Source organism: Rhizobium etli CFN 42 (assembly GCF_000092045.1).
Classification (GTDB): domain Bacteria; phylum Pseudomonadota; class Alphaproteobacteria; order Rhizobiales; family Rhizobiaceae; genus Rhizobium; species Rhizobium etli.
In genome coordinates, this window is sequence record NC_007765.1 from 99,295 (window position 1) to 112,642 (window position 13,348).

Sequence of the window (13,348 nt, forward strand, 5' to 3'; positions counted from 1 at the left end):
AGCTCCGATAGGACTATTATGCATAAGGCTCAAGATCGTCATTGGTCCTACGCCGCCGAGTAACGGCGCAATTACGCCAGTCGGCAGCGAGGCCGGAGCAATTCCCACGAAGGCGAGCGCCAACCTCTCATGCCTGCGCGCCCGTCACGGCACGGAAATCGCCTGGAGCCGGTCGATATCGACGCGCACGATTTCTTCGGAAACAGGCTCGCGACTGTGCAGGCGGAACCATTCCATCGCTTCGCGCACGCGCTCCCCATGCGGCGATGGATAGGCGCCCAGTCCGAGGACCCATTCGCGCACGGTCTCGCGCTCCATCCGCCCGGCCCGGTATCGGTCGCAGACGGTTTTCGCCGAGGCGACGAGATCATTGATGCTTTTCACGGGGCTGCCCCTCAATGCACGGAAGGTTCTTCATCTTCGAGAAAGGACCGGATGCCGTCGCGCGCCACCACCGCCAGGAATTCGTCGAAGGCCTCCCGGTCGGTCGCAAAGGGCTCGTCCCAGCGGATCAGGTCTTCCGACTGGGTGACGACTTCCATCGTCCAGTCTTCGTTGCTGCCGGCGGTTCGAAAGATATCGACAAGCACGGTGATGCCGTCGTCGGTGAATTCTCCGGCCAGTTCCGAGTGCTCAGGCTTCTGCTTCTTCGTCATTCATCCGCCAGCGCCGGGAGGGGCGTCGTTTTTGAGATATTCTTCATATTGAACCGTCTCGGTCTCGTCAGTGTCTATAGAAGCCGATGCCGGTTTTGCCAAGCGAACGCCGGCGCCGCCGCCATTTTCCGGGATGAAAAGCACGCCGGCGTCTTCCAGGGCGCGCTTGACATGCCGCAGCGTTCGCTCGTCCGGAAAAAGCCTCTCGGCCTCGAAGCCGGCAATCGTCGCTTTGGTTACCTCGGAGGCTGCGGACAGATCCTTCTTTGACCAGGCGATGAGAGCACGCGCGGCACGGCACTGGGCTGGAGATAGACACGAAGAACCGCCTTGCATTGGAACTCCAATCGTTGGCCCGGGTCAGCATTGAAGATGTGCCCGCGGGCGTCGAAAGCAAGCCGGTGCTGCCGACTGAAGATCGCCTGGCTGCCTCTCTTGCGACGCTATTTCGGCCGGCCGATGCTGGCATACATGCCGGTCGTGCGGAATTCGGTGGGATTGGTGCCGTAAACGCGGCGGAAGACCTTCGAGAAATAATTGGCGTCCTCGAAGCCGCACATGATGGCGACTTCCTTGACCGGCAGGAAGTCCGCCTTGGTCAGCAACTTGACGGCGCGCTGCAGCCGCTGCTGCAGCACGAATTCGGCCGGCGGCACGCCCTCGCTTTCGGCGAAGCTGCGGGAGAAATGGGCGCGGCTGAGGCCGACGATGGCGGCGAGCTCGCTGACCGGCAGCGGCTTGTCGAGATTGGCGTTGATATGGTCGATCACCGGCTGCATCAGGCTGAGCTCGGCGGCAAAGGCCGGTGAGTTGAAGACGTCGTCATAAAGCGCCATCGCCGCTTCATAGGCGATTGCCGAGGCCGCACCCGGTGAGGCCGCGCCCTTGACGAGGCGCAGGCTGCAATCGGCGAGATGATCGATAGTCGCAGGCTGCAGCTTCAAGACCGGGCCGGCGGTGGAGAGCACCAGCTGATGAATGCGCAGCGTCTCCTCGCCATTCATCGAGATCCAGAAATACTCCCAGCGCTCGCCCTTCTCGAGCCAGTAGCGGTGATTGTGCGGCACGAGCACCAGCAGCGTGTCGCCGCCCTGAAGGCGATAATTGCGATTCAAATAGCGTAGCCGGCCGCTGCCGCTGATCGTGTGCTGCAGCACGGTGAACGGGGTCTGGCCGCGTTTTCGGCCGTCCCAGTCATAGGTCTCGTTCTCCCGCACTTCGTAGCCGGCGCTGGTCGGCATGGCGTGCAGACGCTGGCGTCCGCGGGGCAGCGAAACCGTCCTCATCGACTGTCCGTTGGCGATCAAATCCTGCAGCACAAAATTACCCCTGAAAGCATAATCCTTCTCTGGTCGGCCTGCCGAATTTGGGCATAATCCCGCTCAACAAAACGAGGAGAACGCGGCCGATACAGCGGCCGGGAGGAAAACAGGCAGGTTTTACGGCTCTTTCAACCACATGCGCCGGCATGCGGCCTGATCCCTCACAACCATATTTTCTCTAGCATTCCATCGGGTCGAGGTGAAGATCATGAGTTTCAAAATCGCTATCATCGGTGCGGGCAGCGTCGGTTTCACCAAGAAGCTGTTCACCGACATATTGTGCGTTCCGGAGTTCCGCGACGTCGAATTCGCGCTGACCGATCTCAGCGAACACAATCTCGAAATGATCAAGGCGATCCTCGACCGCATCGTCGAGTCGAACAAGCTGCCGACCAAGGTAACGGCGACCACCAACCGGCGCCAGGCGCTGGAAGGCGCGCGCTATATCATCAGCTGTGTCCGCGTTGGCGGGCTCGAGGCCTATGCCGACGATATCAGAATTCCGCTGAAATACGGCATCGACCAGTGCGTCGGCGATACGATCTGCGCCGGCGGCATTCTCTACGGCCAGCGCAACATCCCCGTCATTCTCGATTTCTGCAAAGATATCAGGGAGGTCGCCGAGCCCGGCGCGAAATTCCTGAACTATGCCAATCCGATGGCAATGAACACCTGGGCGGCGATCGAATATGGCAAGGTCGACACCGTTGGCCTCTGCCATGGTGTCCAGCACGGGGCCGAACAGATAGCGGAAGTGCTCGGCGCCAAGTCGGTGCGCGAGCTCGACTATATCTGCTCCGGCATCAACCACCAGACCTGGTTCATCGATCTGCGCCTCAACGGCCGTAAGATCGGTAAGGACGAACTGGTCGCCGCCTTCGAGGCACATCCTGTTTATTCGCAGCAGGAGAAACTGCGCATCGACGTGCTGAAGCGCTTCGGCGTCTATTCCACCGAAAGCAACGGCCACCTCTCCGAATACCTGCCCTGGTACCGCAAGCGGCCGGAAGAAATCACCCGCTGGATCGACATGTCCGATTGGATCCACGGCGAGACCGGCGGCTATCTCCGCCACTCCACCGAGACGCGCAACTGGTTCGAGACGGAATTCCCGCAGTTCCTCGAATCTGCCTCCAAGCCGATCGATCCCGCCAAGCGTTCCAACGAACATGCGAGCCATATTCTGGAAGGGCTGGAGACCAACCGGGTCTATCGCGGCCATTTCAACGTCAAGAACAACGGCGTCATCACCAACCTGCCAGCCGATGCGATCATCGAATCGCCCGGCTTCGTCGATCGCTTCGGCATTAACATGGTCTCAGGCGTCACCCTGCCGGAAGCCTGTGCGGCGACCTGCATCGCCTCGATCAACGTCCAGCGCATGTCGGTGCATGCCGCCATATCGGGCGACATCGACCTGTTGAAGCTTGCCGTGCTGCACGATCCGCTGGTCGGCGCCGTCTCGACGCCCGAGGAAGTCTGGCAGATGGTCGACGAGATGGTCGTTGCCCAGGCGCGCTGGTTGCCGCAATATGCCGATGCCGTGCCGGCCGCCAAGGAGCGGCTGTCGAAATCCAAGGTGCAGACCCGCGACTGGGCAGGGGCCGCACGCCGCAACGTCCGCTCGATCGAAGAGCTGCGCGCGGAAAAGGCGGCGCTGAGACAGGCCGTCTGATTTTTGTGAGGGATGGGTCGTCATGGGTTTCCGGGAGGGAAATCCATGACATCAACCCGCTTTCACGCCGTTCGAGGAGAAAGGAGCCGGCAGCCCCCGCGCTCCGGAACAAGAGGGAGAAACGATGATGAATTTCCGCAAAGCAGGCATTCTGGCCGGACTGGCGCTCGGCGTCTCGGTCTTGGCGCTGCATGCCCATGCTTCCGAACCCACCGTGCCGCCGGTGCCGCCGGAATTTCCGGCCGAAGGCAAGATCAATTATGTCGCGCGCGACTCCATTCTGGAGTTCAAGGCGCTGCCCGAATATCACGAGCCCGACTGGGTGACGAAGAATTTCGTCTCCGCCGGCAAGCTTCCGCCCGTCAAGGATCGTCTGCCGAAAGAGCCGATGGTCTTCAAGACCGGCAATATGCCCGACGGCATCGGTGTCTACGGCGATACGATGCGCCACGTCATCGGCGGCCGGCCGGAAGGCTGGAACTACGGCGCCGGCCAGACGCAGGGCTGGGGCGGCATCGACATCGGCCTGTCCGAATGCCTCACGCGCACCGCGCCGCTGTTCCAGGTGAAAGCCCAGGACACTGAGCCGCTGCCGAACCTCGCCAAGAGCTGGGACTGGTCCGAAGACGGCCATAAGCTGACCATGCACCTGGTCGAAGGCGCCAAGTGGTCGGACGGCGCGCCGTTCAACGCCGATGACATCATGTTCTACTGGGACGACGAAGTGATCGACCCGAACGTCTCGCCGCTCGGCGGCGGGGCTTCGCCCGAGGCTTTCGGTGTCGGCACGACGCTGAAGAAGATCGACGACTACACGGTCGAATGGACCTTCAAGGAGGCCTTCCCGAAACAGTATCTCTATACGATGGCCTACCCGAACTTCTGCCCGGGTCCGTCGCATATCCTGAAACCGCAGCATCCGAAATATTCGAAGAACACCTACGACCAGTTCAAGAACGCCTTCCCGCCGGAATACATGAACATGCCTGTGATGGGCGCCTGGGTCCCGGTGGAATATCGCCCCGATGACATCATCGTGCTGCGCCGCAACCCCTATTACTGGAAGGTGGACGAGAAGGGCAATCAGCTGCCTTATCTGAACGAGCTCCACTACAAGCTCTCGACCTGGGCCGACCGCGACGTGCAGGCGGTGGCGGGCTCCGCCGACTTTTCCAACCTCGAGCAGCCGGAAAACTTCGTCGCCTCGCTGAAGCGCGCCGCCGAGAAGACCGCGCCCGCTCGTCTCGCCTTCGGGCCGCGCCTGATCGGCTATAACCTGCGCATGAACTTCTCCGCCAATGGCTGGGGCAACCCGGATGAGCGCGGCCAGGCCATCCGTGAACTGAACCGCAATGAGGACTTCCGCAAGGCCGTCACCATGGCGCTCGACCGAAAGGCGATCGGCGACTCGCTGGTCAAGGGGCCGTTCACGGCGATCTATCCGGGCGGGCTTTCTTCCGGCACCAGCTTCTACGACCGCAACTCCAGCGTCTACTATCCCTTCGATCTCAAGGGCGCCAAGGCAGAACTCGCCAAGGCCGGGCTCAAGGATACGGACGGAGACGGCATCGTGAACTTCCCGGCCGGCACGGCCGGCGGCAAGAATGTCGAAATCGTCATGCTGATCAACAATCAGTACACGACCGACAAGAGCCTTGCCGAAGGTGTCGTCGGCCAGATGGAAAAGCTCGGGCTCAAGATCGTCATCAATGCGCTCGACGGCGCCAAGCGTGACGACGCCCATTATGCCGGTCGCTTCGACTGGCTGATCCAGCGCAACACGACCGAGCTGTCGTCGGTGGTGCAGAATACCGAGCAGCTCGCCCCGGTCGGCCCGCGCACCAGCTGGCACCACCGCGCCGGCAAGGATGATCAGCTCGATCTGATGCCCTTCGAAAAGGAACTCGTCGACGTCGTCAACAAGTTCACGACGAGCCAGAACAATGACGAGCGCGTCGATCTGATGAAGCAGTATCAGAAGATCTCGACCGAGCACGTCAACACGGTTGGTCTGACGGAATATCCGGGGGCGCTGATCATCAACAAGCGCTTCTCGAATGTGCCCCAGGGCACGCCGATCTTCATGTTCAACTGGGCTGAAGATTCGGTCATTCGCGAACGCCTGTGGGTCGCCGCCGACAAGCAGGGCAAATATGAGCTGTTCCCCGGGCAGCTGCCCGGCAAGCCCGGCGACAAGGGTCCGACCAACTGATGCATGGCATCAGCAAGTAAAGAGCCAAAGCGCGTCGCATGTGATGCGGCGCGCGGGAAGTGTTCCCTCCCAGCTGAAATGAGCTTCCGGCCGCGCGTGGCGCGCGCGGCCGGATATGACCAACAAGCCGGCCGCGCTGACAAGGAGCGACTGGCGGCAAAGAGAAGCGAACCGTCCGATGTTGCGATTCCTGCTCGTGCGCATAGCCTCCGCGATCCCCGTTCTCTTCATTCTGAGCGTGGTGACTTTCGCGATCATCCAGGCCCCGCCCGGTGACTATGCCGATTATATAAGATCGCAGCTGATCAACCAGGGCGGCGCCTCCTACGCCCAGGCCGACGCCCAGGCGCAGGCTTACCGGGTCGAACACGGCCTCGACAAGCCGATGGTCGTGCAATACGTCAACTGGATCGGCGGCATCGTCACCCGCGGCGATTTCGGCTACAGCATGTTCTACAACAAGCCGGTTGCCGACGTCGTCGGCGAGCGCCTGCCGCGCACCCTGCTTTTGGCGCTCGTCTGCCACATCTTCGCCTCGGTGCTCGGCATCGGCTTCGGCATCTGGGCGGCGATGCGTCAGTACAGCTGGATCGACAGCGTGCTTTCGGGCATTTCCTTCCTGGGCATGACGGTGCCGCGCTTCCTGATGGCGCTGATCATCGTCTATCTCCTGGTCTTCCAGTTCAACGTGACGGAGATCGGCAGCTTCTTTTCGCCGCAATATGGCGGGGCGCCCTGGTCCTGGGCGAAATTCGTCGATCTCGTCCAGCATGTCTGGCCAGTCGTGGCGATCGCCACCTTCGGAGGGCTCGCCTACAATATGCGTGTGATGCGCGGCAATCTGCTCGACACGCTGAACGCCCAATATGTCGAGACGGCGAAGGCCAAAGGGCTTTCGGGCGGCGCCGTGGTGATGCGCCATGCCGTGCCGAACGCGCTGCATCCGCTCGTGATGTATCAGGGCGTCGTGCTGCCCTACATGCTGACCGGCGAGATCGAAACCGCGATCATCTTCGCACTGCCGACCGTCGGCCCGGCGATAGTCGGCTCGATGGCGATCGGCGACGTCTATGTCACCGCCACCTTCATGATGGTGCTGTCGGCAACGCTGATCGTCGGCAATATCATCGCCGACATGCTGCTCGCCTTGCTCGACCCGCGCGTCCGTCAATTCGGAGGAGCCTGAGATGCTTGCTTTCGACTCGTCCGCCACGCCCCCGACCACCGAACTTGCCGTGAAGAAGCCGTCGCACGGAAGCGAGAGCTATCTGGCGCTGGTCTGGCGCCGGCTCAGGCGCTCCTGGACCGGCATGGCCGGGCTCATCCTGGTCGGGCTCCTGATCCTGATGGCGGTCTTTGCCGATTTCTTCGCGCCGATGGACCCGAAGGCGACCGATGTCGGCTTTGCGCCGCCGCAGGTGATGAGCTTCCATGACAAGGACGGCAATTTCGTCTTCCAGCCGCGCGTCTATGCGCTGTCGGATTCCGAGGAGCTCGACCCGGTCACCTTCCAGCCGATCGTCGGCATGGATTACGACAATCCCAGGCTGCTCGGCTTCTTCGTCAAGGGCGCCGAATACAAGCTGTTCGGCCTGATCCCGGCCGACCGCCACTTCTTCGGCTCGACCGACGGCCAGCCGGTGCACTTCCTCGGCACCGACAAGTTCGGCCGTGACGTGCTGTCGCGCGCCATCATCGGTTCGCGGATCTCGCTGATGATTGCGCTGACAGTCGTCTTCATCGTGACCCTGATCGGCACGACGGTCGGCATGGTCTCCGGTTATTTCGGCGGCACCTTCGATGTCTGGCTGCAGCGCTTCGTCGAGCTGGTGCTCGCCTTCCCGCAATTGCCGCTCTATCTCGCCTTGACCTCGCTGATCCCGGTGACGGCGCCGACCAATGTCTTCCTCGCCTTCGTCATCTTCGTCATGTCGGCGCTCGGCTGGGCGCAGATGTCACGCGAGGTGCGCGGCAAGACCTTAGCGCTTGCCCGCATCGATTATGTCAGGGCGGCGATGGCCGTCGGCGCCACCGACAAGCGCATCATCATCCAGCATATCTTCCCGAATGTGATGAGCCACGTCATCGTTGCGGTGACGCTGCACATACCGAGCGTCGTGCTCCTGGAATCCTTCCTCGGTTTCTTGGGTTTTGCCGTCAAGCCGCCGCTGATCTCTTGGGGATTGATGCTGCAGGATACGGCGACCTATTCGGTCATCGGCTCCTATCCCTGGATTCTCGCTCCCGTCGGCTTCGTGCTCGTCACCGTCTTCGCCTTCAATGCCCTCGGCGACGGACTGCGCGACGCAGTCGACCCCTATTGAGGTGATTGATATGGCTCTTTCCCTGGTCAACTCCTTCGCCCCGCCCGTCCGCCACGATCATGATGGCCGTTCGGAGACGCCGATCATCGACGCCCGCAATGTCGCGGTGAATTTCAAGGTCGAGGACGGCATGGTCGAAGCCGTCAAGGACGTCTCCTTCCAGCTCTATCGTGGCGAGACCATCGCCATCGTCGGCGAATCCGGCTCCGGCAAATCGGTGACCGCGCGCACGGTGATGGGGCTGCTGTCGAAGCGCGCCGTCGTCTCCGGCAATTCGACCGTCTCCTATGACGGCAGCAACATCCTGAAATTCTCCGAGCGGGCGCGCCGCAAGCTGCGCGGCGACCGCATCTCGATGATCTTCCAGGAGCCGATGAGCTCGCTAAACCCGATCTATACGATCGGCAGCCAGATCGTCGAGGCGATCCGCGTGCATCGCCGGATGAGCCGCAGGGATGCGGAAAAGCGGGCGCTCGAACTGCTCGAACATGTGCAGATCCCCGATCCGGCGGCGCGGCTGAGGCAATATCCGCATCAGCTTTCCGGCGGCCAGCGCCAGCGTGTGATGATTGCCATGGCGCTCGCCAACGATCCCGACGTGCTGATCGCCGACGAACCGACGACGGCGCTCGACGTCACCGTGCAGGCGCAGATCCTCAATCTGATCCGCAACCTGCAGAAGGAACTGGGGATGGCCGTCATCCTCATCACCCACGACCTGACGGTCGTGCGCCAGTTCTCCGACTATGTCTATGTGATGCAGCATGGCGAGGTGCGCGAGCACAATGTCACCGAAGCGCTGTTTGCCAATCCGCAGCACGCCTATACCAAACACCTGCTCGCCTCCGAGCCGCGCGGCCAGGCCAATCCGCTGCCGGAAGGATCGGATATCATCCTCGACGCCAAGGGCGTGCGGGTCGGCTTCATGCTGCGCCACGGCACTTTCCTGAAGCCGGAGATGCGCGAGCTCGTTGCCGTCGACAGTCTGAGCCTGACGCTGCGCCGCCACGAGACGCTCGGCCTCGTCGGCGAATCCGGCTCCGGCAAGACCACCTTCGGCCAGGCGATCCTGCGGCTGAACACGCCACAGGCCGGCGAGATCCATTTCGACCGCCAGCCGATCCACGGGCTGTCGCGGGCCGAGATGCGGCCGCTGCGCGCCCGCATGCAGGTGGTGTTCCAGGACCCGTTCTCATCGCTCAACCCGCGCATGACGATCGGCCAGATCATCGACGAAGGCCTCGTCGTCAACCGACTTGGTGCGACCCGCGGCGAACGGCAGGACCGGGTGCGCGAGGCGCTTGTTGCCGCCGGCATGCCCGGCAATATTCTCTCACGTTTCCCGCATGAATTTTCCGGCGGCCAGCGCCAGCGCATCGCCATTGCACGCGCCATCGCGCTGGAGCCGGAATTCATCCTGCTCGACGAGCCGACATCGGCCCTCGACCTTTCCGTCCAGGCGCAGATCATCGAACTGTTGCGCAAGCTGCAGGACGAGCGGGGCCTGAGCTACCTCTTCATCTCCCACGATCTCAAGGTTGTGAGGGCGCTCTGCCACCGCGTCATCGTCATGCAGCATGGCAAGATCGTCGAGGAAGGCCCGGTCAACGAAGTTCTCACCCATCCCAAGACCGCCTACACCGAACGGCTCGTCAAAGCCGCTTTCGAGGTAGCATGATTGACCCGCATGCCGGAGGTTATAATGGCTGCAAATCCCAAAATCACGTTCATCGGAGCTGGCTCCACCGTCTTCATGAAGAACATCATCGGCGACGTGTTGCAGCGTCCGGCGCTTTCCGGCGCAACGATCGCCTTGATGGACCTCAATCCGCAGCGGCTTGAGGAAAGCGCCATCGTCGTCAACAAGCTGATCTCGACGCTCGGCGTTAAAGCGAAGGCCGAGACCTATTCCGACCAGCGCAACGCGCTATCAGGCGCCGATTTCGTCGTCGTCGCTTTCCAGATCGGCGGCTATGAGCCCTGCACGGTCACCGATTTCGAAGTGCCGAAGAAATACGGGCTGCGCCAGACGATCGCCGATACGCTCGGCGTCGGCGGCATCATGCGGGGCCTGCGCACCGTGCCGCATCTCTGGAAGGTCTGCGAGGACATGCTCGCCGTCTGCCCGGAGGCAATCATGCTGCAATATGTCAACCCGATGGCGATCAACACCTGGGCGATCGCGGAGAAATATCCGACCATTCGCCAGGTCGGCCTCTGCCACTCGGTGCAGGGCACGGCGATGGAGCTCGCCCACGATCTCGACATTCCCTACGAGGAAATCCGCTACCGCGCCGCCGGCATCAACCACATGGCCTTCTATCTCAAATTCGAGCATCGCCAGGCCGACGGCACCTACCGCAACCTCTATCCCGATCTGCTGCGCGCCTATCGCGAGGGCAGGGCGCCGAAGCCCGGCTGGAACCCGCGCTGCCCGAACAAGGTGCGCTACGAGATGCTGACGCGGCTCGGCTATTTCGTCACCGAAAGCTCGGAGCATTTCGCCGAATACACACCCTATTTCATCAAGGAGGGGCGCGAGGACCTGATCGAGAAATTCGGCATTCCGCTCGATGAATATCCGAAGCGCTGCATCGAGCAGATCGAGCGCTGGAAGGGTCAGGCGGAGGCCTACCGCAGCGCCGACAAGATCGAGGTGACGCCGTCGAAGGAATATGCCTCCTCGATCATCAACTCGGTCTGGACCGGCGAACCCTCCGTCATCTACGGCAATGTCCGCAACAATGGCTGCATCACCTCGCTGCCCGCCAATTGCGCCGCCGAAGTGCCCTGCCTGGTCGACGCCTCCGGCATCCAGCCGACCTTCATCGGCGACCTGCCGCCGCAGCTGACGGCGCTGATCCGCACCAATATCAACGTGCAGGAACTGACGGTGCAGGCGCTGATGACGGAAAATCGCGAGCACATTTACCACGCCGCGATGATGGACCCGCACACCGCCGCCGAACTCGATCTCGACCAGATCTGGTCGCTGGTCGACGACCTGCTCGCCACCCATGGCGACTGGCTGCCGGCATGGGCCCGTACATCGAAGAAAGTCCAGGCCGCCTGATCCCCTCTCCCGGGTGAGGCGTCGAGAAGCCCCGCGGCGGCAACGGCCGCGGGGCTTTTGCAATCTAGAAAGTGACGGCGAAACTCGGCTGGATTCCGGCTGACAGATCGAAAATCGGCTGCCTGGCGGGGATGAGCGATTGGCTAAGTTGTTCTCAACCGGTTTTTGCGCCATTCTTCGTACTCTCCGCGGGCATCGTCATGCAGCGGATAGTAGCGTTGCAACGACGCACCCCCCATAAGCTTCTCTCGCGAGAACTCCTCCCAATCGTGATGCTTTTGCGATTCTGCGATGACCTCAGAGGCCATTGCGACCGGAAGTACCACCACCCCGTCATCGTCGGCGATAATGATGTCTCCGGGGATTACTGTGACACCGCCGCAGGCAATCGGAACGTTAACGGCATTGGGGTAGATGCTAGTCTGCACATGATAATTAGGCGTCCAGCCGCGCAGCCATAGAGGGAGGTCCAGCTTCTCGACATTGGGCCGATCGCGCATGCACCCGTCGATTACGATGCCACCGCCGCCTCTGCCTTTGAAATAGGTTGACATCATATCGCCGAAGACGCCGGAGCTCATGTCGGCGCGCGCGTCGACCACGACCACATCGCCCTCCTGCACGTGATAGAGTACATGGCGGTGCAACTGCGTCTCCGGATCCGCATATTCTCCCTCGGTGAAGAGGTCCGGCCGCTGCGGCATGAATTGAAGCGTCAGGGCCGGCCCGACGATCGACTTCCCGCGGTTCTGCGACACGGGACCGAGCATGTGCGGATTGCGGAAGCCCATATGGCCAAGCGTGCCGGACACCGTCGCGGCGCCGATCTCCTTCAGTGCGTCGATCAGCTCTTTGGGCGGTCGCGTGATGTCGGACGTTTGGGTCATCTTAGGCTCCGGTGGATAAAAACTACCAGTTTGTGACAGAACCGTCGCGGCGCTTCAGGTGAGGCGCTTCCCAGAACCGAAAGCTCTCCGCCTTGATCGCCTCTTCGTTGACCTCAACGCCGAGCCCCGGCAGATCGCTGACCGGATAGTCGGGACCGTCGAGCCGTGGTTGCACGGGGAAGAAGTCGGAATTATCGAAGCCCAGCCTTGCTTCGGGCGCCCTGGTCTCGAGCCAGGCGAAATTCGGCACCGCGGCGGCGAGATGGATGGTCGCGGCCGTGCAGACTGGACCGAGTGGATTGTGCGGCATCAGGTCCACATAGTGCGCCTCGCTCCAGCCAGCGACCTTCATCGCTTCGGTGAGCCCGCCCACATTGCAGACATCGAGCCGGTTGAACTGATGGATGCCACGCTCGATGTAGGGCAGGAATTGCCACTTGCTGGCAAATTCCTCGCCGATGGCGAACGGGATGTCGGTCATCGTGCGCAGGGATTCGTAGGCCTCGGGGGTCTCGTCTCTTATCGGCTCCTCGAGAAAATCAAGCACGCCGCGGCCGAGCTTGTTGCAGAAGCTCGCCGCCTCTGCCACCGACAGTCGATGGTGATAGTCGATGCCGAGGACGACGTCGTCTCCCAGCGCATCGCGGGCCTTGTTCAGCATAGTTGCGGTAGCGCCGATCGACTCCCGCGGCTCGAAGATGCCCTTATTGTTTTGCCCGATGGGAAAGAAGCGGATCGCCTGCCATCCTTGTGCGCGCAGTTCCTGGGCTCGTTCGATAGCCACGTCGCCCTCGGCCTCGTCGCCGGTCGAGGCGAAGGTGGGAATGCGGTCGCGCTGCTTGCCGCCCAAGAGTTCGAAGGCTGGCACCCCCAACGCCTTGCCCTTGATGTCATGAAGGGCAATGTCGATGGCGGAGATTGCCGCCTGCAGAACGCGCCCGCCTTCGAAATATTGGCTGCGATAAACTTCTTGCCAGATCCGACCAATCTGCATCGGGTCGCGGCCGATGAGAAACTCGCGATAGTGCTCGATCGCGCCGGCCACCGCTTTCTCGCGGCCGCTCAAGCCGCTCTCGCCCCAGCCGAAGATGCCGCTGTCGGTCTCGATCTTGACCAGCATCTGGTTGCGCGTTCCGACCCATACTGGATAGGGCTTGATCGCCGTGATTTTAAGCTTCGTAGTCATTCATGCCTCGTTT

General features: G+C 61.9%; 12 protein-coding genes. 6 read left to right on the forward strand and 6 right to left on the reverse strand.

What is annotated here, in order from left to right:
• Positions 1–144: 144 nt before the first annotated feature.
• From RHE_RS24460 to RHE_RS24475, 4 genes are all read right to left on the reverse strand, one after another.
• Positions 145–384, reverse strand: a complete 240-nt coding sequence (locus tag RHE_RS24460; protein ID WP_042119829.1) for a hypothetical protein — start codon at positions 382–384, stop codon at positions 145–147.
• Between the two features lie 11 nt (positions 385–395).
• Positions 396–656, reverse strand: a complete 261-nt coding sequence (locus RHE_RS24465; protein ID WP_011427944.1) for a hypothetical protein — start codon at positions 654–656, stop codon at positions 396–398.
• Positions 657–992, reverse strand: coding sequence for a helix-turn-helix domain-containing protein (locus tag RHE_RS24470; RefSeq protein ID WP_011427945.1), 336 nt, complete (start codon positions 990–992; stop codon positions 657–659). It abuts the gene before it with no gap.
• A gap of 107 nt (positions 993–1,099) precedes the next feature.
• Entirely contained in the window at positions 1,100–1,942 is an 843-nt protein-coding gene (locus tag RHE_RS24475) for an AraC family transcriptional regulator (RefSeq protein WP_011427946.1), read from the reverse strand.
• A 244-nt stretch (positions 1,943–2,186) separates the two neighbouring features.
• Between RHE_RS24475 and melA (RHE_RS24480) the strand changes: the two genes are divergently transcribed.
• The 6 genes from melA (RHE_RS24480) (at position 2,187) to melA (RHE_RS24505) (ending at position 11,262) form a co-directional block, all read left to right on the forward strand.
• Positions 2,187–3,653, forward strand: a complete 1,467-nt coding sequence (gene melA, locus RHE_RS24480; protein ID WP_011427947.1) for an alpha-glucosidase/alpha-galactosidase — start codon at positions 2,187–2,189, stop codon at positions 3,651–3,653.
• A 124-nt stretch (positions 3,654–3,777) separates the two neighbouring features.
• Positions 3,778–5,865: an ABC transporter substrate-binding protein gene (locus tag RHE_RS24485; protein WP_041679054.1), complete on the forward strand. Its 2,088-nt coding sequence runs from the start codon at positions 3,778–3,780 to the stop codon at positions 5,863–5,865.
• A gap of 178 nt (positions 5,866–6,043) precedes the next feature.
• Positions 6,044–7,051, forward strand: coding sequence for an ABC transporter permease (locus RHE_RS24490; protein WP_011427949.1), 1,008 nt, complete (start codon positions 6,044–6,046; stop codon positions 7,049–7,051).
• A gap of 1 nt (position 7,052) precedes the next feature.
• Positions 7,053–8,189, forward strand: a complete 1,137-nt coding sequence (locus tag RHE_RS24495; protein ID WP_011427950.1) for an ABC transporter permease — start codon at positions 7,053–7,055, stop codon at positions 8,187–8,189.
• Positions 8,190–8,199: 10 nt separating this feature from the next.
• On the forward strand, positions 8,200–9,867 hold the full coding sequence (locus RHE_RS24500; protein ID WP_011427951.1) for an ABC transporter ATP-binding protein: 1,668 nt from the start codon (positions 8,200–8,202) through the stop codon (positions 9,865–9,867).
• A gap of 24 nt (positions 9,868–9,891) precedes the next feature.
• On the forward strand, positions 9,892–11,262 hold the full coding sequence (gene melA / locus RHE_RS24505) for an alpha-glucosidase/alpha-galactosidase (protein WP_011427952.1): 1,371 nt from the start codon (positions 9,892–9,894) through the stop codon (positions 11,260–11,262).
• Between the two features lie 143 nt (positions 11,263–11,405).
• Here melA (RHE_RS24505) and RHE_RS24510 read toward each other — a convergent pair whose 3' ends face one another.
• Positions 11,406–12,149: a ribonuclease activity regulator RraA gene (locus tag RHE_RS24510; RefSeq protein ID WP_011427953.1), complete on the reverse strand. Its 744-nt coding sequence runs from the start codon at positions 12,147–12,149 to the stop codon at positions 11,406–11,408.
• Between the two features lie 22 nt (positions 12,150–12,171).
• Positions 12,172–13,335 carry a mandelate racemase/muconate lactonizing enzyme family protein gene (locus RHE_RS24515; RefSeq protein ID WP_011427954.1) on the reverse strand — a complete coding sequence of 388 codons (1,164 nt, stop codon included), beginning with the start codon at positions 13,333–13,335 and terminating at the stop codon, positions 12,172–12,174.
• Positions 13,336–13,348 lie beyond the last annotated feature (13 nt).